This is a genomic window from Olsenella sp. DNF00959, assembly GCF_001553055.1.
In the GTDB taxonomy this organism is placed as follows: domain Bacteria; phylum Actinomycetota; class Coriobacteriia; order Coriobacteriales; family Atopobiaceae; genus Olsenella_I; species Olsenella_I phocaeensis.
This window is the reverse complement of record NZ_KQ960133.1, coordinates 150,527-170,167: the sequence shown is the minus strand read 5'-3', so window position 1 is coordinate 170,167 and position 19,641 is coordinate 150,527. Positions and strand designations below refer to the sequence as shown.

Below are 19,641 nucleotides of genomic sequence, written 5' to 3'. Positions count from 1 at the left end.
CGGACAAGATGCTGCCCACAAGGGCCGACCCCCGCTTCGCCCCCTTGGCACCCAGCCTTGTCCGATGGATTCAAAGTATTGGATATATTCTCTTTTTCTTTCTTTCTTTTCTATATGTGCAAATGGGCCGACCGCCGCAGGGGGACGGGACACGGGCCCGCCCCCCTGCGCTACGATTCTCGCCATGAGCACAGACGTCCGCACAGCACCCCACGGCAGCGCCGCCCATGGCGTGGTGGGCCGCTTCGCCCCGACCCCCTCGGGGCGCATGCACCTGGGCAACGCCTTCTCGGCCCTCATGGCTTGGGCCTCCGCCCGCTCCGCGGGGGGCCGCATGGTGCTGCGCATCGAGGATCTCGACCCTCGGGCGCAGGACAGTCGTCGCAGCGAGCTGCTCATGGACGACCTCCGCTGGCTCGGCCTCGACTGGGACGAAGGCCCGCACTTCCAAAGCCAAAGGACCGAGGTCTACCTCGGGGCGTTGGAGGAGCTGCGCCAGAGGGGGCTCACCTACCCCTGCTTCTGCAGCAGGTCAGAGCTGCACGCCGCCACCGCACCCCATGCCTCGGACGGCACCTACGTCTATTCGGAAACATGCAGGGACCTGTCCGCCGAGGAGGTCGCACGGAGGTCAAGGGAGAGGCCCTCCGCGACGCGGCTGCGCGTCCCCCGTCGTGGGGAGCCCGATGCCAGCATCGCCTTCGAGGACCTTGGCTTCGGACGGCGCGAGGAGTGCCTGGAAAGCGAATGCGGGGACTTTCTCGTGCGCAGGAGCGACGGGGTCGTGGCCTACCAGCTGGCCGTCGTGGTGGACGACGCCCTGATGGGCATCAACCAGGTGGTGCGCGGCCGAGACCTGCTGGGGTCCGTGGCGCGGCAGACCTACCTCGCGCATGTCCTGGGGCATGAGGCACCGACCTTCGGACATGTCCCCCTCGTCGTCGCCCCCTCGGGGCGCAGGCTCTCCAAGCGTGATCGGGACCTCGACCTCGGCGCGCTCCGAGCCTCCGGCGTCAAGCCCCAGAGGGTAATCGGCGCTCTCTGCCAGGGCGTCGGGCTTGCCGAGCCTGGGGAGGAGCTTGCGGCGGACGAGCTCGCGCGGCGCTTTTCCTGGGACGCGATACGAAGCCACCGGGACGACCTGGTGGCAGACGCGCTTGCGTAGGCGGCGAACGGGCCACCCATCCGCTGGGGGGCCAACCCTTGGTCGCCGCGAGGAGGGCGGGCTCGCCAACCACCGCCCATGACAACGTTTCCACAGGCCAGACAAATATCCCGTCCCCGTTGTGACGCGAGCCCGTTGTGGGGTATCATGCTCTAGCACCTCGAACGGAGAGCTGACCGAGAGGCCGAAGGTGCTCGCCTGCTAAGCGAGTATAGGATGCAAATCCTATCTGGGGTTCGAATCCCCAGCTCTCCGCCAGATTCTGCTGCCTGGAACGCGACGCGTCCCAGGCTTTTTCTTTATTTCCGGGCATAGACTTAGAGGTGCATCTACACAAAAAAGTTTTCTAGCTTCTACCAGGCATTTCTTGTGTTCTCCTAAATATTTCAAGATTCTCGCTTGACTCATGGTGGTGGGGATGGCATTCTAATTCCTGCAACGCGGCGTTACCTCAGCTGGATAGAGGGTCTGACTACGAATCAGAACGTCACAGGTTCGAATCCTGTACGCCGCACCAGCGAATGCAAAGCCACCTGCTCGGGCAGGTGGCTTTTTTCATGCCCTTCCACATGCCACCCGCAAGCTACCCCATGACAAATTGCCCGCTTGCCTATGCATCGAGGGCGAGGCGGAGCTCCTCCCCACTGGGCCTGAAGATCACGTAGCCCGAACGTTGGGCCTCGTAGGCATAGGGAAGGCCCGCCCTATCCATCGCGTCCTCCAGGTCGAGAAGGCAGTGGCCCTCCTCGAAGTAGCGGGCCAGAGAGACCGTGGTGCCTTCGCCCTCCGTTCCGCCCAGCAGCTCCACGAGCCGCCCGACGAGCCCCTTCTCCATCAGAATCCTGTGCCTGTGGAGGGGTATGCCGAAGACCGCACTCGTCACGGGCCCCATGCTGCGTTCCGCTATGGAAATCTGCCCTGCGGACTCCTCGTACAGGTGATGGCGCTCCTCCTGGCCCTCCTGACGGCTGTGGAGCAATTCTCTTCTCGGCCTGCGCATTCTCTCCCCTTCTCTCGCCCTGCCCCCATTGTATCAGAAAAACAGAACATATGTTCTGTTATATCGAGCGGGTCGGGCGGGGGAGGAAGAGGCGCCCCGAAGGACGCCTCTCGACCTCATGCATGTCCTTCCGATGCTACGCCTCGGGCTTGATGACCTCCACGCCGCCCATATAGGGCACGAGCGCCTCGGGGATGGTGATGCTACCGTCGGCGTTCTGGTAGTTCTCCATGATGGCTGCCATGGTGCGCCCGACGGCAAGCCCCGAGCCGTTGAGCGTGTGCACGTAGCGGGTGCCCTTGAACTCGGAGGGGTCACGGTAGCGGATGTTGGCGCGACGAGCCTGGAAGTCCCAGCAGTTGGAGCAGGAGGAGATCTCCTTGTAGTTGTCGTAGCTGGGGAGCCAGACTTCGATGTCGTAGCACTTGCGGGCGCTGAAGCCGATGTCGCCGGTGCAGAGGGTGACCACATGGTAGGGAAGGCCCAGGGTCTGGAGGCAGAGCTCCGCCTCGGCGACCATGCTCTCGAGCTGGTTCATGGAGTCCTCGGGCTTGGCGAACTTGACCATCTCCACCTTGTCGAACTCGTGCACGCGGATGATTCCGCGGGTGTCGCGGCCTGCGGAGCCCGCCTCCTCGCGGAAGCAGGGGGTGAAGGCCGTGTAGAGCAGGGGGAGCTGGCTCGCGTCGAGCACCTCGTCGCGGTGGATGTTGGTGAGCTGTACCTCGGCCGTGGGGATGAGGTAGAGGTCGGGGCGCACGTGATAGAGGTCCTCGTCGAACTTGGGCAGCTGGCCCGTGCCAAAGAGGGAGTCATGGTTGGTGATGACGGGGGGCCACCACTCCTTGAACCCCGCCCTGTCGTGCATGTCGATGAAGAAGTTGATCAGGGCCCTCTCCATGCGGGCCCCCATGCCGCCCAGGAGGTAGAAGCGGGCGCCGGCGAGCTTCACGCCGCGATCGAAGTCGATCATGCCCGTCGACGGGCCGAGGTCCCAGTGGGCCTTGGGCTCGAAGTCGAACTCGCGCGGGGTGCCCCAGCGACGGACCTCCGGATTGTCGGAGTCGTCCTTGCCATAGGGGACGCTGGGGTCGGGGATGTTGGGTATGGCGGCCACGAGGTCGAAGAGCTCCTTGTCCAGCGCCCCCCTGCGCTCGTCAAGCTCGGCGATGCGGCTCTTGCCCGCGGCGACCTTGGCCTTGGCCGCCTCGGCCTCCTCGTACCGGCCCTCGCGCATGAGCTGGCCAATCTGCTTGGAGGCGGCGTTGCGCTCCGCCTGGAGCGCCTCCACCTCCACGATGGTCTGGCGGCGCTCGTCGTCCAGCTCGAAGAAGCGCCTGCGGTCCCAGTGGGCGTTCTGCCTGGATTCGCAGGACCTATCGATGGCGTCGGGATTCTCCCTGACGAACTTGATGTCGAGCATGTCGTTCCCCTCATGGTCTGGATTCTTTTGGGTTCGGGTGCGGCGCCCCAACCCCTGGCGCGAGGTCGCGCACGTATCGCAAGTATATACTTGTGCTGCTTTTGGACGAGTGCGCGGCACGCAGGGCCGCGCATGCTATGGAAAGGGCACGTCATGGACTTCTTCAGCTGGCTCTTCGGAACGCGCCCGGGCGTGTTGGCCCTCATCCTGGGCGGGATCGTCCTCTTCCTGATCATCTCCCTCGTGCTCGAGCGACGCACTCGTGCCCTGTACAAGAACCACAAGAAGTCCGAGGGCGACTGGGACCTCTTCGACTTCGACGAGGATGACTCGGAGAGCGGCTGGAACGACTTCGAGGACGACAACAAGTAGGCACGCCCGACCTGGCGCAGACCCACGGGGGAGAGGGGCATGCCCCTCTCCCCCGACTTCTTGTCCTTTGATGGAGATTCGAGCGACGACTCCGGGCACAAAAAAGCCCCGGACGAAACCGGGGCCAAGCGATCATGGTGCGGGCGAAAGGACTTGAACCTTCATGAGATTGCTCTCATACGGACCTGAACCGTACGCGTCTGCCAATTCCGCCACGCCCGCGTAGGCATGGATTCTACTACCACCTTCCGATGGCGTGCAACAGAAATCTGCCCTCGTTTCGCAAAAACCGCCGCCGCGGCGCGTTGGGCGCTAGAATGGGTAGACACGGATGGCTCTTGAGCACAGCAGCTAAATCGAAACGAGACCCGAGCCATGGCAGACACTCTGGGAGCCAGGGGTGCCTCTTCGGCACCATACGGCCAGGCATACGAGCAACAGACGCGCGACCAGCTCCTGCTGGGGCGTTACCGCGTCATGCACCCGGGCACCGTCGGTGGCTTTGGCACGGTCCTCACCTGCTGGGACACCCGCCTCCAGCGCCGCGTCGCCATCAAGCGCATGCCGCTCGTGGCCCAGGGGACGGGCGCCGCGGGCACGTCCACGGTGATGGAGGCCCTTGCGGAGGCACGCACCTCCAGCATGCTGGCCCACCCCAACATCGTCACGATGTTCGACTTCGAGGCCGACCGCCACTGGGCCTACCTGGTCATGGAGTACGTGGACGGCCTCACCCTGTCCGAGCTCCTCGCGCGGGTGGAGGGGGGGACCCTCACCAACGACGAGTGCGCCCACCTGGTGAGGTCTGTCGGGAACGCCCTGGCCTTCGCGCACGAGAACGGCGTCCTCCACCTGGACATCAAGCCCACCAACATAATGATTGAGCGCTCGGGAACCATAAAGCTCTGTGACTTTGGCATGGCAACGCTTGCCTCGGCAACCGGCTTCGGCGACGCGCGCGGCGGCACCGTGGGCTACATGCCCCCCGAGCAGATCGAGGGGGGGGCTCGTCGACGAGCGCAGCGACATCTTCTCGCTCGCGGTGGTGGTCTGGCAGGCCCTCACGGGCGAGAACCCCTTCGCGGCGCCAAGCGCGGAGCTCTCGCTCAAGAAGATCGAGAAGGGCCCCAAGTCCACCCTCGCCAAGCTCGACCCCAGCCTCGCCGGCATGGCCGACGAGGTGATGTGCCAGGCGCTGAGCCCCAGTCCCGCGGGGAGGGTCCCTACCGTCGAGGCCTTCAGGGACGAGCTCTCCTTCGCGCTGGGAGACGCCGAGGCGGGCGCCGAGTCGCTGAGCGCACTCATGGAGCAAGACGCGGACGAGGACGGGGCGGGCTCCCTGGAGCGGCCCTACGAGGAGCTGTCCCTCTCGTACCGCTACCCCTGGCTCCCGCAACTCGTCACACGCGCTGGCTGCTCCCTAGCAGCCCTCGCCGCGACCTGGGTGGCCCTGGGCGGGGTCGAGCTCGCACAGGCATCGTGGAGGCCGTGGCTGGCGCTTGCCTGCGCCGGCCTGACGGCGGCCTGGACCCCGCTGGGAGGGCTCCTCGCGACGCTCTGCCTCTGCGCCAGCCTCTTCGACCAGTCCACGGTCACGGGCCTTGCCCTCCCCATGGCGCTGGCGCTGGCCTTCCTCGTCTGGTGGGCCCGCGAGGGGAGAAGGGACCCGCTCGGCAGCCTGACCCTCCTCCTCCCCTCCCTGACCCAGAGCCCGCTGGCGGGGCTCCCCCTTGCGACGTCGGTCCTCGGACCGCCGCGTGCCGCCCTCGCCACGGCGGCGGGCTGGGCCTTCGCCCACTGCCTCATGAGCTCGTGGCGGCTCGGCTTCGACGCGCCCGCGGTGGCGCGCGACCTCTTCGACCTGGCCCTCCGACCCAGCTCCTGGCTGGTCCTGGCCGGTGGCGCCGCGGTTGCCGGGCTGGCCTCGCTGCTCGCCCATTGGAGGGAGACTCCCGCCGCCCAGTACCTGGCACAACTGCTTGCCCTTGGAGGCTCTGTCGGCGTCAGGGCAGTCGCCGCGCGGATGGAAAATGGGGGCACCTGGGTGGCCCCGAGCTGGCCGGCCACCGTCGTTGCGGTAGTCTGTTGTGTGATTTTGTGTCTTGCCGTCAGGCTGAATGGCCCTATTCCCGCACCCGAGGGGGCTGGTGAGTTCCATGAATCTGCTTAGGACCTTCGAGAGCCGCGTGAGCGACGCCTTCGGCGCCGGCGCGTCGGGAAAGCCCGCCCCGTTCTCGTTCAAGAAGCTCGCAAAGCGCGCCGCGCGGGCCATGGAGGCGGAGACCTTCCAGATCGACGGCGTGGACACCGCGCCCGCCCTGTACACCATTCTCGTCGCCCCCGCGGACGACGCGGCCATGCGGCCGCTGTACCGCGAGCTCACCGACGAGGTCTGCGGCTTCGTCGAGGCCCAGGCAGACGCCAAGGGCTACGCCTTCGTGGGCAGGCCCCTCGCGCGCTTCATGGTCGACCCCTCCCTCAAGGCAGGGCGCTTCGCCGTGTTCGCGGAGAACGTCGACTCCCACACCCTGGGACGCCTGAGGGAAGAGGAGGAGGCCTTCGTCAAGGGGTCCTCCGGCATCGGCGGCGCGGCGGCGCGTCCGGCCCAGCCCGCGCCGCGCAAGGCAAGGCTCGCCGAGCCCAGGAAGGCGGCGCATGCCGAGCCCGCCGAGCGGCTCGAGGCCCAGGTGCCCTCCTGGGAGGAAATCCAGGCACCCGCAGCCGAGGAGTTCGCCCCCCTCGTCGCACCACTCGCGGGCGACGCCTCGGCCGGCCTCAACGTCCTCCCCACCGACTTCGTGGACGACTCCGTGCAGGAGGCGGGAGTCGCGGCCGAGGACGTGGCACCCGCATCGCCCGCCGTGGACATCCCCCCGACCGTCCGCCGCAGCGTCCCCCTCGTTAACCCCCAGCGCGCCCAGACGTCCCGCGAGCTTCCGGAGGAGGGCCCCAGCTGCCTGCTCATCGACCACCAGAGCGGACGCACCTACACCGGCGGCTCGCCGGTCACCATCATCGGCAGGGAGCGCACCCAGGGCGGCATCGTGCTGCGCGACCCCAACGTCTCGCGCAGGCACGCCGAGCTAAGCTACGACGGCCACGACTGGCGCATCGCCGACCTTGGGTCCACCAACGGGACCAGGGTCAACGACATCGACGTCGACAGCTGCATCCTGAGGGACGGCGACCTCATCACCCTGGGCCTCATGAACCTTGAGTTCAGGGAGAGCCGCGCATGATAGACCTCGTCCTCTTTGGCGGGCGCATTGCGCTCGTCATCCTCCTCTACCTCTTCCTCTTCGCCGTGATGAAAACGGGCATAGGCCTCGTCCGCGGCCAGAGGCGCGACTCGGCCATCTGGTCGGTCGACGTCGAGAAGGGCGAGAGGTCCCTGCGCGGCCTGCACGTGGACATGCTCGGACCCGTCATCGTGGGACGCTCCCCCTCGTCCGACATCGTGATTGACGAGCCCTTCGTCTCATCCTCCCACGCCCGCTTCACCCTACAGGGACCGGCCCTCGTGCTCGAGGACCTCAACTCGACCAACGGGACCCTGGTGAACGGCCACCCCATAGCCCAGCCCGTGACCCTGCGCGACGGCGACGAGATCCAGGTTGGCAACGCCGTCATGCGCGTGAGCCGCCGATGAGCCCGTTTCCCCTACATAGGGACGAGCTCGAGCGAATCCTGCGCGGCGGGGGCGAGGGCGAGGCGGCCCAGCCCGTCAACAGCCCCGGCCACGACACCGTCGCGGTAGGGTCGCGCGAGGGAAGCGAGTCCAAGAGCGGTTCCACGACCAAGCTCTCGTGGGGCTCGCGCACGGACATCGGCCTGGTGCGCGCCCACAACGAGGACTCCTTCCTGGTGCAACCCCCCGCCTTCGCCGTGTGCGACGGCATGGGCGGGCACGCCGCCGGCGAGGTGGCAAGCTCCATAGCCGTGGAGACCATCGGTTCCCGGCTGCCCCTCCATGCGGACGACGTGCTCCTGGGCGCGGCCGTGGAGGCGGCCAACCTCGCCGTCATCCAGGGGGCGGCCGAGGGGCTGGGCAAGCCCGGCATGGGCTGCACGGCATCCTGCGTCCTCGTGGAGAACGGCAAGATGGCCATAGCCCACGTGGGCGACTCGCGCATCTACCTCCTGCACCACGGGACCCTCGTCAGGCTCACGCACGACCATTCCTACGTCGAGGAGCTTGTCGACGCGGGGGAGATAACCGCCGACGAGGCGCGGGTGCATCCCTCCAGGTCCGTGATCACGCGCGCCCTGGGCTCCGACCCAGACATGTACGCAGACCACTTCACCCTGGACGTCACTGCCGGAGACCGCGTCATCCTCTGCTCCGACGGCCTCTCGTCCATGGTCGAGGACTCGGAGATCGAGGCAATCGCGGTCTCGTCCCCCCTGCCACAGATGGCGGCCGACAACCTGATGTCTGCCGCGCTCGCCGCGGGCGGGCACGACAACGTGACCATCGTGGTCGTGGACGTGACGGACGACGGCATGGTCGAGGCGCACTTCCACCGCCGCCGGAGGGTCGCCATGGGGATCGTCGGCGCGCTTCTCGCTCTCGTCGTGGTCCTTGCCGCGCTGGGGGCGGAGCTCGTGGGCAGCTCCTGGTACCTGGGCGACAACGATGGGACCGTGGGCATCTACCACGGCATGGAGAGCAGCTTCCTGGGAATCCCGCTCTCGAGCCTGGCCGAGACCTCCTCGGTCAAGACCAGCGACCTCCCCCTCGCGATCCAGGACCGCCTCAGGAGCGGCATCCTGGTCAACAGCGAGGAGGAGGCCCGCGAGGCCATAGAGGGCTACCGCGACCAGATCGACTCTGACAAGAGCTCCGCCGCCGTCACCGCCGACCGCAGCACGGCCGGCACCGAGGTCTCGAGCCCGCAGGAGATACAGGCCGCACCAGAAGAGGGCGGCGGCTCGGGGTCGTCGGGCAAGGGTGGTGAGTGACGTGGCAGAACGCCATGCGAACACAAGGCGCAACACGGAGCTCCTGCTCCTCGTCCTCGGGGCCGTCCCCGTCGTGCTCCTCTATGCCATGTACATAGCAAACGCACAGGCCGCCGTAACCCTGGGCTCCCTCGCGCTGCCCATCGGGCTCTTCGCCGCCTTCGCGGTGGCGCATGTCGCCATCAGGATCTACGCCCCCGGCGCCGACCCAGCGATCCTTCCCATAGTGTTCCTGCTCTCGGGCGTGGGCATCACCTTCGTGTCAAGGCTCGCCCCCGACCTCGCGGGCGGACAGGTCATGTGGCTCTTCGTCTCCGTCGCCGTCATGGTGGCGGTCCTCGTCGCCGTGCCCAGCGTGGACACGCTCGCGGAGTACAAGTACACGATGGGGGTCGCGGGCGTGGCCCTCCTCCTGCTGCCCATGCTCGTGGGCACCGAGAAGGGCGGCTCCAAGCTCTGGCTCCAGCTGGGCGGCCTCTCCTTCCAGCCCGGAGAGATCGCCAAGGTGCTTGTCGTCCTCTTCCTGGCCGCCTACCTGGCCGAGAACCGCGAGCTCCTCTCCGCGTCGACCCGCAAGGTGGGACCGCTCTCGCTTCCCCACCCCCGTATGCTCGCACCCATGTTCGTCATGTGGGGCGTCTCCCTGCTCATCGTCATCTTCGAGCGCGACCTGGGAAGCGCATTGCTCTTCTTCACCTTCTTCGTGATCATGCTCTACGTATGCACGGGACGCGTGAGCTACGTGCTTGCCTTCCTCATCCTCCTGGCCGTGGGCGGGGCGCTCTGCTACGTGCTCTTCAGCCACGTCCAGACGCGCGTGCAGATCTGGCTCGACCCATTCAAGGACCCCAGCAACGCGGGCCTGCAGATCGTCCAGTCCCTGTACTCCCTCGCCGACGGAGGGCTCACCGGCGCCGGCATAGGCAAGGGCCTGCCCAAGCTGATCCCGGTGGTCGAGTCCGACTTCATCTTCTCCGCCATCGGAGAGGAGATGGGTCTCCTAGGCGGTTCGGCCGTCCTCATCTGCTACCTGCTCCTCGCCGTGCGGGGATTCGCCACCGCGGCCCGCGCCAAGTCGGACGTCGCCGCCTTCACGGCCGTGGGTCTCACGGCCGCCCTGGTGTTCCAGGCCTTCCTCATCGTGGGAGGCGTGACCAGGCTGCTCCCCCTCACGGGCGTGACCCTGCCCTTCATGAGCCAGGGGGGCAGCTCTCTCCTCGCAAGCTTCGTGATCGTCGCGCTGCTCCTCAAGACCGGGGACGAGGGCACGGGTCGCGAGGCCATGGTCCAGGCCTCGGGAACCGGCAAGGTCGCGTCCGTCGAAGCCCCGTCTGAGGTCGTGCACGGCTCCCATGCGCGCGGACGCTTCGGCATCCTCACCCCCGAGTCGGGCGTACTGGGCCGCGTCGCCCTGGGCAACCGCCTCGTCAGGCTCCTCGCCGTCTTCTCGCTCATGTTCGTCGCCCTGGTGGCGAACCTGAGCTATGTGCAGGTCGCGAAGGCCGACTACTACCAGTCGCTGCCCAACAACAATCACACCATCGCCAAGAGCGCCAAGGTGCAGCGCGGGGCCATCATCACCTCCGACGGACAGACCCTCGCCGAGTCTACCCCCCAGGAGGACGGCAGCTACGTGCGCCGCCATCCCCTTGGCGCGCTCGCCGCGCACACCGTGGGCTACCTCTCCACCCGCTATGGCGCGACGGGCGTCGAGGCGTCGATGAACGAGGCACTCACCGGAAGGGCCGACTACTCGAGCTGGAAGTCCGCGCTCTTCTCCATGGCCGGAATCGCCAACCCCGGGTCGTCGGTGGTCCTCACCATCAACTCGCAGATGCAGCGCGCCGCCGAGTCGGCGCTCGAGGGCGAGAGGGGCGCCATCGTCGTCCTCGACCCCTCGACGGGGGCCGTGCTGGCGAAGGCCTCCGCGCCCTCCTACGACTACGACAGCATCGAGGAGGTCATGACGTCGGACGGCAGCGGGGGCTCCCTCATGGACCGCTCGACGCAGACCCTCTACACCCCCGGGTCCACCTTCAAGGTGCTCTCGCTCGCCGCCGCGCTTGACTCCCAGAAGGCGACGCTCGACACGAGCTTCCCGGCTCCCGCGAGCATCTCGATCGGCGGGGCTGACATCACCAACGTCGACCAGGAGGAGTGGGACTCCCTCACGCTCAAGGAGGCCCTGGCCTTCTCCGCCAACACGGTCTTCGGCCAGCTAGGCCAGGAGCTCGGCGGGAAGCTCCTCGTGAGCTATGCCAAGGCCTTCGGCTACGGCAGCAAGATCGGCCAGGACTTCTCAACCATTGCCTCGCTCATGCCCGACCCCGCCGAGATGAGCGAGTGGGAGACTGCCTGGGCCGCCGTGGGACAGCCCGTGGGCATGCACGACAGCCCGGCTGGCCCCCAAACCACCGTCATGCAGAACGCCGTGATGGCCGCGGCCATCGCCAACGGCGGCATAGCCATGAACCCCTACCTCGTGGACCACATCCTGAGCCCCGAGGGAACCACCTCCTCGACGACGCTGCCCAAGGCCCTGGGCCAGGCGGTGTCCGCCCAGACGGCGGCCTCGGTCAAGGAGGCGATGCTCCAGGTGGTCGAGGGCGGAACCGGCACCGCGGCGCGCGTGAGCGGCGTCAAGGTGGCGGGCAAGACGGGCACCGCGGAGGTCAGCTCCTCGGTGGCCAACTCGCTCTTCGTCGGGTTTGCCCCCTATGACCAGCCAACCCTGGCCATATCGGTCTGCATCGAGGGGTCCGAGGACAACGACGTGCAGGGCAGGGCTGCGAGGGTGGCGGGCAAGGTCCTCGCCTCCTGCCTGAGCGTCCAGGCGGCAGGGGCGAACCTCTAGGGGCCTGGGGGTACGGCAGGCGAGGGCGCTGCCTGCCTCGAACGTGGTAAGACGGCGCGGGTGCTGCCGCGCATGCGATGGGAGAGATGATGTCAGACAGGGTGCTAGGCGGACGCTACACGGTCCAGGACAAGATTGGTGCCGGCGGCATGGCCGTGGTCTACCGCGGGTTGGACGAGGTGCTGGGCAGGACCGTCGCCATCAAGACCATGCTGCCTCAGTACGCGGGTGACGCGTCGTTCGCCGCGCGCTTCAAGCAGGAGGCCCAGGCGGCCGCGGCGCTGCAGAGCCCCTACATCGTCTCCGTCTATGACTGGGGGCGCGACGGCGACACCTACTACATCGTCATGGAGTACCTCCGCGGGACCGACCTCAAGAGCGGCATCCGCAGGCATGGCGCCCTGGACGGCAAGAAGGTCGCCCAGGTGGGCTCGCAGATTGCGCAGGCGCTCTCCGTCGCGCACCGCCACGACATCATCCACCGCGACATCAAGCCGCAGAACATCATGGTGCAGCCTGACGGCAACATCAAGGTGATGGACTTTGGCATCGCGCGTGCCAAGAACAGCCATCTGACCACCGACAACTCAGTGCTGGGCACAGCCCACTACGTCTCTCCCGAGCAGACCCAGGGCAAGGAGCTCGGCCCCACGACGGACATCTACTCGCTGGGCATCGTCATGTACGAGGCGGCCACGGGCAAGGTGCCCTTCGACGGGGACGATGCCATATCGGTCGCCCTCAAGCAGGTCAACGAGCAGCCCAAGCCGCCCAGCCAGCTCAACCCCAGCGTGGACAGCGCGCTCGAGGGAATCATCCTCAAGTGCATGCAGAAGGACCCCGAGGCACGCTTCCAGACGGCGGACGAGCTCTACCACGTCCTGCGCGACTACCTCGCTGGCAGGATGCAGGCGGTGAGCAGCGCCACGGCCACGACGGCGATTCCGACCACACCAGTCATGGCACCCCTCCAACCCGTCAACAGCACCCAGTCCATCCCCCGCATCCAGGCCAACGGGCACGGCCGGCCCCGAAGCGCGACAGAGCAGGCGCGAGAGAAGGCACAACGCGAGGCACACGGCCGCAGGCGCAAGCTCGTCTTGGGAACCGTCTTCGTCACCCTGGCGCTCATCGCCGCCATCGTCGCGATAGCCAGCCTCCTCACCAACCGCAACGCCACCGCAAGCGTTCCCAACCTGTCCAACCTGACCGAGGAGCAGGCTCTTGCAACCATCGACGCCTCGGTTTTCGAACGGGGCACGGTCAAGGAGTCCTACAGCTCCACCGTCGCATCTGGACTGGTGATGGACCAGAGCCCCGACGCAGGTCTCGAGAAGGCGCGTGGCACCCAAATCAGCATCGTCATCTCGAAGGGCCCCGAGCCCGCGGCGGACGTCGTGGTCCCCGATCTCAAGAACCTCTCGCCCTCGGAGGCGGAGCAGGCCCTTGCCAAGGCGAACCTCGTGGGCCAGGCCGGCGACTCCGTCTATAGCAGCGAGGTGGAGGTGGGCAAAGTCGCGCAGCAGAGCATCGCGGCCAACAGCACGGCCAAGGCAGGTGACACCGTAACCTACCAGCTCTCGAAGGGCGTCGAGACCGCCGAGGTGCCCGACGTCACGGGCTACGGCGAAGAGAGTGCGAGGAACACGCTCCAGAACAGCGGCTTCGGCGTGAGCGTCCAGCGCAGCTCGAGCAACAGCGTCGAAGAGGGCGAGGTCATCAGCCAGTCTCCCACCGGCACCGCAGAGAAGGGCGGCACCATCACCATAACGGTCTCAACGGGACCCGCCGACAAGAACATCCCCAACGTGGTGGGCTACAGCGAGGACGGGGCACAGAGCGCCCTGGACAACGCGGGCTTCCTCGTCAACACGACCTACGCCACGAGCCCGAGCGTCCCTCGGGGCAACGTGATCAGCCAGTCCCCCACCGGCAGCGCGAAGGCGGGAAGCACCGTGACCATCGTGGTCTCCACCGGGTCCGGCTCTGGCACGAATGGAGCGGGCGAGGCGGATGGTGGTAGCTCTGGCAAGAGCAGCGGCACCTCCAGCTCGACCGAGACGAAGTAGGCGTCGCCGACGGACGGTGCGAATACCCCCGCATCCATCCATCTGGGTGCGGGGGTTCCCTTGTCCGTCCGACCACCAAGAGCACGAGGCGGGCAAGACAAGAAGAGGCCTCGTACCGCAGCGCGTGCGATACGAGGCCTTGTTCTCTGGTGACCCCGATTGGATTCGAACCAACGACACCAGGTTTAGGAAACCTGTGCTCTATCCCCTGAGCTACGGGGCCATGCAAAGGCATTCTACCATCACCTGGCCGCGGGCGCAGCACAAAGCTTCACGTCTCGCAGTAATTGCGGCGTGTCGGAGTCTCGTGAGCCGCGAACTCCGATCATCCTGCATTGCCGGTGGTTGAATGCCGACAGACGTAGGGCGAGAGGGAATACGAGACAAGAATATCCCGCTTGTCGGCACTTTGCAGAGCATGCGGTGCCGACAAGCGCGGGATGTCCCGACGGTCGGAAAGGCCTACTTCTTCTTGGCCTTCCCCTCCTGCTCGAGCTGCTTGGCGTCCGCCTCAAGAAGGGCCATGACCTTCTTGCTGCTCATGGATGCCACCTCCGCGTCAGCAGCGCGACGCAGGGGCCTCACCTTGCGCCAGTCGTACACGAAGGCCGCGATGATCGCCACGTACGCGAACACGATGGCGACCAGCATGACTATGCCGGCAGGCGATGACGGGTTGGTCGCCGCCTCGGGGTAGAAGTAGGTGATGGCCCAGGTGACCAGGGTGATGACAAGACCGGAGCCGATGAGCGCCCACCAGACGCGTTGGCTCTTCCTGAACTCCGAACGCTGGTTGAGAAGAACGCGGGACAACGTGGCCCTGCGGTCCTCCTCGTCGCGCCGCGCGTTGCGTGCCGCCTTGCGCTCCTCCTTCGTCATCTCGCTCTCGGCCTTGCCCGAGGCAGATTGGCTGCCGCGGCGCACCTTCTCGCTCGAGACGACCCTCACGCCCGACGCCGCCTCGCGGGCGGGACGAGCGCGCGTGACCGAGCGCCTGGTAAATCCGGCGCGGGGCTTGTCTCCCCCGTCGGCTGCCTCACCGGCCTTGGATGCCTTGGGGCTTGCCGCGGGAACGCTTCCCGCCTCCTCGGCCTCCTTGCGGGCCGCTTCGATGGTGTCACGCAGAGACATGGGACTCCTTCATGGGCTTGAACTCGCTTGCGGTGATTATCTTGAATGCCTCGGCATAGCGCCTCGAGCTGCCCTCGATGACGTCGGAGGGGATGTGGGGCGGTTCCCCGGTCATGTCCCAGTTCGCCTTGAGCCAGTCACGCACGAACTGCTTGTCATAGCTGGGCTGGACATGGCCGGGTTCGTAGCCGTCGGCAGGCCAGAACCGGCTCGAGTCGGGGGTCAGGCACTCGTCGATCAGGGTGAGCCTGCCATCGACCATGCCAAACTCGAACTTGGTGTCGGCAATGACGATGCCCCTGGTGGCCGCATAGTCCGCGGCGGCCTCATATATCCCAAGCGAGGCGTCGCGCAGCTGCGCGGCCACCTCTTCCCCCACGATCTGGGCGCAGCGCTCGAACGAGATGTTCTCGTCGTGGTCGCCGAGCTCGGCCTTGGTCGAGGGGGTGAAGATGGGCTCAGGCAGCTTTGATGCCTCCTCCAGGCCGCCGGGAAGCTTGATTCCGCAGACGGTGCCGTCCTGGTCGTAGGTCTTCTTGCCGGAACCCGTGAGGTAGCCGCGGACGATGCACTCGATGGGAATGGTCTGGGCCTTCATCACCAGCATTGAGCGGCCGCTCAGGTAGTCTGCATAGGGGGCAAACTCCTCTGGATAGTCCGAGACGTCCATGCTCAGCATGTGGTTGGGCATGAGGTCCTGGAACCTCTCGAACCAGAATGCGGAGATGCGGGTGAGAACCTCCCCCTTGAAGGGGATCTCGTCCGGAAGGACGTAGTCGAACGCGCTCACACGGTCGCTGGCGACCATGAGCAGGCTGTCGCCGCAATCGTAGATGTCGCGGACCTTGCCGTGCGAATCGGGGCGAAGCTCCATGGCTTCCATTGTCTCTCCCATCGATGTTGACGACCGTGGTCGTGCCGGGCACGACGTTCCCCATTCTAGATGAAGCCTGACCAAGCTCGGCAAACAACGGAACAAGTCACCCGATGGCAACCGGACTGGCGGGGAAGCGCCCTCCCCTACCTCTCCTGTTGCGGGCGAGCGGGTGTCTTGCGTTGCTCGAGGGGGAGGCGGAGGGTGAAGGTGGTGCCCTTGCCCAGCTCGGACTCCACGCCAATGACGCCGTTGTGCTTCTCGACTATCTCCTTGGTGAGGGCGAGGCCCACCCCCAGGCCGCCCGAGACGCGCTCGCGGCTTGCATCGGAGCGCCAGAAGCGCGAGAAGACCCTGGGGATGTCCTCCTTCGAGATTCCGATTCCCGTGTCCTGGACCGAGACCTGCACCTCTCCCTTGACGCGGTCGCGCCTGACGCCCACGACGACCCATCCGCCCTCGCCCGTGTAGCGCATGGCATTGGACATGAGGTTGGTCACGGCCTCGCGGATGAGGTCCGCATCCACCTGGGCGTAGCACTCGTGCGCGTCCGTCTTGTCGTCGAAGCGCAGGTGGAGGCCCTTCTCATGGAAGAGCTGATGCTGCATCGAGACCATGCTCTTGACCAGGTAGACCATGTCGGTCCGCTCGAGCTTGAGCGCGCGCGTGCCGTTCTCGATGCGCGAGAGGTGGAGCATGGCGTCCACGAGCCGGGAGAGGCGGCGCACCTCCTCGGCCACCGTCTCGAAGTGCTTGTCGTCTGAGGGCAGGACGCCGTCCTGCATGGCCTCGACCGTGGCGAGCATGGCCATGAGCGGCGTCCTGAGCTCGTGGGCGACGTCGCTCGTCAGGCGGTGCTCGAACTTGATGTCGTGCTCGAGCTCCGTTGCCATGGAGTCGAAGGTCTCTCCCAGGCGCCCTATCTCGTCGTCACCGCGCAGGTTGGTGCGGGCCGTGAGGTCGCCGCTCCTTATCTGCGCCGCCGTCGAGGTGATGGCCTTGATGGGCTTGGTGAGGGCACGCGAGGCCAGGTACCCGATGACGCAGGCAAGGATGACCGCGACCGCCGCTGCCGCCGCGACGGCACCGTAGGAGTTGGTGCGGAAGGTCGAGTCGGCGCTGCTCGTGAGGGCGGTGGACCCATAGGCAAGGAGCCTGACCGTCCCCACCACGTTGCCCGACGAGCTGAGCACCTCGGCCGAGACTATGGACTCGGGCCGGCTCGAGGGCGCCCGTCCGCTCGTCGCCGACATGCGATGCGAGACCGTCCAGGAGTCGTCGTAGAGCATGGTGCCGTCGGAGTCCTCGAGCTGTACCGCCACGCCGGCGGACGAGACGGAGGCGAAGTGGGCGTAGCCCAGCACCTCGTCGGTCCATGAGCCCGCGCTGTCGTACTGTACGGCTATGCCGTCGGCGAGCTGGTCGGCGAGGGTCTGAAGGTTCTGCTGGGTGTAGCGACGAAACTGCCCCTCCCAGACCACCGCAAGCACCACCGAGAGCACCGCAGCCGTCATGATCGCCGTCAGGGCGAAGTAGAAGGCCATGCGAGCGGTGAAGGTCTTGGTCGGTCGCGAGCCGGACGTCCGCGCCATGGTGTTGAAGGAGGACTTGGGTGAGTCCGACCCAAGTGAGGAGGCCTCGCCGTACTCGCGGCGGGCCTCCTCGTTGTCGAGTATGTCAGGCAAGGTCTGCGTCCCCTACCTCTTCGCCTCGCCGGCGTCCGCCTTCTGGGCTGACTCGAAACGGTACCCCACGCCGTGGACGGTGTACAGCCAGCGCGGGTTGCGCGGGTCGTCGCCCAGCTTGGCGCGGAGGTTCTTCACGTGCGAGTCGATGGTGCGCTCGTAGCCCTCGAAGTCGTAGCCCAACACCTTCTCGACAAGCTCCATGCGGGTGTAGACGCGTCCTGGGTAGCGGGCGAGGGTGGTGAGCAGCTTGAACTCGGAGGCAGTGAGGTCGACCTCGTTGCCCTCGACCATGACCTTGTGGCCCGAGATGTCGATGACCAGGTCTCCGAAGTCCAGCACCTCCAGCGGGGGCTCAGCCTCGGTGTGGGCGCGCCTGAGGAGGGCGCGCACACGGGCGACGAGCTCCCTGGGCGAGAAGGGCTTGATCAGGTAGTCGTCGGCGCCGAGCTCCAGCCCGATGATGCGGTCTTCCACCTCGCCCTTCGCGGTGAGCATGATGATGGGGACGCTCGACGTCTCGCGAACGGCGCGACAGACGCGCTCGCCCGAGAGCTGGGGAAGCATGAGGTCGAGCACGATGAGGTCGAAGCTGTGCTTCTCGAACTCCTCGAGGGCGCTCTTCCCGTCACCCACGCCGCGGACGATGTAGCCCTCGCGCTCGAGGTACGCCGCCACGGCGTCACGAATGGTCTTCTCGTCCTCAACGAGCAGAATCTTCTTCTCTTCCGAAGCCATTCCGGCCCCCCTCACGTCCCGCCGATATCCCAGCTCCCCACGTCAGGCATGGGTGCACAATTTGCCTATACAAGAGTCATTTTAGCGCACCTGGCGTCCGTGCCCCAGAGACTAGAGCGCGAAGGACCTCACGGCGACGGCCGACGGATATCCGGTCTTCTCGTCCTTGACCGTGGCGAAGGTGACGAAGTGGTCGCTCGTGCCAAGGGTGGCAGGATACTCCCCGTAGTCGATGCAGCGGTTGGATGCCGAAAGCACCGAGTAGGTCTTTGCGTTGGTGTCCACGACGAAGTAGGAGGAGGTGCTTTTGATGACGAACGTGTCACCCTTGCCCGTCACGGCCGCAGTCGGCTCGCGCGAGAGCATGACGAAGGGCCCCTCGCCACTGCCGATGTAAGTGCCCATCTTGCCCAGGAGGCCACCGGACGAGTAGCTCGCCTCGATGGAGAAGGCGAAGCGGTCGCCGATGCGGACGGCATTGAGGGGCCTCACCGACGCGGGAAGCACGAGTTGGTCAATCTTGGTTGAGAGCTTGTCGGAGAGCGAGTACGCCGTGATGCCATAGAAGGTTCCCTGGTCAGCGTTCACCCGGGGCACGAGCGTGACCGTCCCGTCCGAGACGGCCGGCTCGGTGGCGAAGCGACCCGGCGACTCCACGACGGCCTGTGCGCTCGTGTCGCCGGTCTGCCAGAGGTAGCAGAAGGAGTGCTCGGACCTCTTGTCGCCCGACGCGGAGGGCATGACCTGCCAGAGCACCCTGGAGTCCGTGACCGCGAAGCGCGGCGGGTCGTAGTCCGAGCCTGCCGACCAGAGCGTCGAGGGTGTGCCGGAGAGGGCTCCGTCCGCAAAGGCGGCAGCATAGAGGGTCCAGTCGTGGGTGAGCAGGTTGAGCTCGACCCAGGCGTATGCGGAGTCGGAGCAGCGCACGTCATAGATGGCCACGTTGCTAGCATCGCCGGCCAGGGGCTTCGGGACCACCTCGCTGACCTGTCCCGTCGAGATGGAGAAGGCACCACCCTTGACCATGGGGTTCGAGCTCGAGCCGGCCGTGGTGCAGGGGACCCAGCTCCCCTCGCCCGGATGGAGCACGTTGCCCAGGGAGATGCTCCAGCCACCCTGCTGCGCGATGGGAAGCTGCTCTGCCTCCTGGTAGCTCTCGAGGATGTTGGTGGCAGACTCCTCGCCCACCACCACCGGGCTCGACCCCTCCTCGGACTTGTGCTTGCAGCCTGCGAGCACACTCACGCCCGCCGCGGCGACGCTCGCGGCGGCAGTGGCGCGAAAGAGGCCCCTCCTGGTGATGCTGTGCTTCGTCATGCGAGAAGGAACCCCTTTCCGGAATCGGTCGGCCGTCGGCTGGGCGCATCC

15 protein-coding genes and 4 tRNA genes are annotated in these 19,641 nt (G+C 66.6%); 10 read left to right on the top strand and 9 right to left on the bottom strand.

Features of this window, described 5'->3' with window-relative positions:
- Positions 1-184: 184 nt before the first annotated feature.
- From gluQRS to HMPREF1868_RS07615, 3 genes are all read left to right on the top strand, one after another.
- Entirely contained in the window at positions 185-1,165 is a 981-nt protein-coding gene (gene gluQRS, locus HMPREF1868_RS07625) for a tRNA glutamyl-Q(34) synthetase GluQRS (protein WP_062531557.1), read from the top strand.
- Between the two features lie 166 nt (positions 1,166-1,331).
- A tRNA-Ser gene (locus HMPREF1868_RS07620) sits at positions 1,332-1,423 on the top strand.
- Between the two features lie 182 nt (positions 1,424-1,605).
- Positions 1,606-1,682 (top strand) — tRNA-Arg (locus tag HMPREF1868_RS07615).
- Between the two features lie 93 nt (positions 1,683-1,775).
- Here the strand turns inward: HMPREF1868_RS07615 and HMPREF1868_RS07610 are convergent.
- Both HMPREF1868_RS07610 and serS read right to left on the bottom strand, forming a co-directional pair.
- Positions 1,776-2,144, bottom strand: a complete 369-nt coding sequence (locus HMPREF1868_RS07610; protein ID WP_156439444.1) for a hypothetical protein — start codon at positions 2,142-2,144, stop codon at positions 1,776-1,778.
- Positions 2,145-2,301: 157 nt separating this feature from the next.
- Entirely contained in the window at positions 2,302-3,588 is a 1,287-nt protein-coding gene (gene serS, locus HMPREF1868_RS07605; protein ID WP_062531555.1) for a serine--tRNA ligase, read from the bottom strand.
- A gap of 153 nt (positions 3,589-3,741) precedes the next feature.
- Here serS and HMPREF1868_RS07600 point away from each other — a divergent pair, with 153 nt between their 5' ends.
- Positions 3,742-3,960 carry a DUF6724 family protein gene (locus HMPREF1868_RS07600; RefSeq protein WP_062531554.1) on the top strand — a complete coding sequence of 73 codons (219 nt, stop codon included), beginning with the start codon at positions 3,742-3,744 and terminating at the stop codon, positions 3,958-3,960.
- 135 nt (positions 3,961-4,095) lie between these two features.
- On the opposite strand, the gene HMPREF1868_RS07595 is transcribed toward HMPREF1868_RS07600, so the two are convergent.
- Positions 4,096-4,182, bottom strand: a tRNA-Leu gene (locus tag HMPREF1868_RS07595).
- 153 nt (positions 4,183-4,335) lie between these two features.
- On the opposite strand from HMPREF1868_RS07595, the gene HMPREF1868_RS07590 reads away from it, so the two are divergent.
- From HMPREF1868_RS07590 to pknB, 6 genes are all read left to right on the top strand, one after another.
- Complete coding sequence (locus tag HMPREF1868_RS07590; protein WP_369817537.1) at positions 4,336-6,111, top strand: protein kinase domain-containing protein; 1,776 nt, start codon at positions 4,336-4,338, stop codon at positions 6,109-6,111.
- A gap of 5 nt (positions 6,112-6,116) precedes the next feature.
- The gene (locus tag HMPREF1868_RS07585; protein WP_062531553.1) at positions 6,117-7,199 is read left to right on the top strand and encodes an FhaA domain-containing protein; all 1,083 of its coding nucleotides are present in this window, start codon (positions 6,117-6,119) and stop codon (positions 7,197-7,199) included.
- Positions 7,196-7,609, top strand: coding sequence for an FHA domain-containing protein (locus HMPREF1868_RS07580; RefSeq protein ID WP_009278308.1), 414 nt, complete (start codon positions 7,196-7,198; stop codon positions 7,607-7,609). The genes HMPREF1868_RS07585 and HMPREF1868_RS07580 overlap by 4 nt, the downstream gene beginning before the upstream one ends.
- A complete protein-coding gene (locus HMPREF1868_RS07575) occupies positions 7,606-8,922 on the top strand; it encodes a Stp1/IreP family PP2C-type Ser/Thr phosphatase (RefSeq protein WP_062531552.1) in 1,317 nt (438 codons plus the stop codon). The genes HMPREF1868_RS07580 and HMPREF1868_RS07575 overlap by 4 nt, the downstream gene beginning before the upstream one ends.
- A gap of 1 nt (position 8,923) precedes the next feature.
- Positions 8,924-11,776: an FtsW/RodA/SpoVE family cell cycle protein gene (locus HMPREF1868_RS07570; protein ID WP_062531810.1), complete on the top strand. Its 2,853-nt coding sequence runs from the start codon at positions 8,924-8,926 to the stop codon at positions 11,774-11,776.
- An 89-nt stretch (positions 11,777-11,865) separates the two neighbouring features.
- The gene (pknB, locus tag HMPREF1868_RS07565) at positions 11,866-13,845 is read left to right on the top strand and encodes a Stk1 family PASTA domain-containing Ser/Thr kinase (RefSeq protein WP_062531551.1); all 1,980 of its coding nucleotides are present in this window, start codon (positions 11,866-11,868) and stop codon (positions 13,843-13,845) included.
- A gap of 147 nt (positions 13,846-13,992) precedes the next feature.
- On the opposite strand, the gene HMPREF1868_RS07560 is transcribed toward pknB, so the two are convergent.
- From HMPREF1868_RS07560 to HMPREF1868_RS07535, 6 genes are all read right to left on the bottom strand, one after another.
- A tRNA-Arg gene (locus tag HMPREF1868_RS07560) sits at positions 13,993-14,068 on the bottom strand.
- 239 nt (positions 14,069-14,307) lie between these two features.
- Positions 14,308-14,976 (bottom strand): hypothetical protein, encoded by a 669-nt coding sequence (locus HMPREF1868_RS07555; protein WP_062531550.1) that lies wholly within the window; start codon positions 14,974-14,976, stop codon positions 14,308-14,310.
- Complete coding sequence (locus tag HMPREF1868_RS07550; RefSeq protein WP_197414976.1) at positions 14,963-15,859, bottom strand: phosphoribosylaminoimidazolesuccinocarboxamide synthase; 897 nt, start codon at positions 15,857-15,859, stop codon at positions 14,963-14,965. The genes HMPREF1868_RS07555 and HMPREF1868_RS07550 overlap by 14 nt, the downstream gene beginning before the upstream one ends.
- A 137-nt stretch (positions 15,860-15,996) precedes the next feature.
- Positions 15,997-17,535, bottom strand: coding sequence for a HAMP domain-containing sensor histidine kinase (locus tag HMPREF1868_RS07545; RefSeq protein ID WP_062531549.1), 1,539 nt, complete (start codon positions 17,533-17,535; stop codon positions 15,997-15,999).
- A 12-nt stretch (positions 17,536-17,547) separates the two neighbouring features.
- Positions 17,548-18,273, bottom strand: a complete 726-nt coding sequence (locus HMPREF1868_RS07540; protein ID WP_009278301.1) for a response regulator transcription factor — start codon at positions 18,271-18,273, stop codon at positions 17,548-17,550.
- 111 nt (positions 18,274-18,384) lie between these two features.
- Positions 18,385-19,590, bottom strand: coding sequence for a Tat pathway signal protein (locus HMPREF1868_RS07535; RefSeq protein ID WP_072500325.1), 1,206 nt, complete (start codon positions 19,588-19,590; stop codon positions 18,385-18,387).
- Positions 19,591-19,641: the final 51 nt, after the last annotated feature.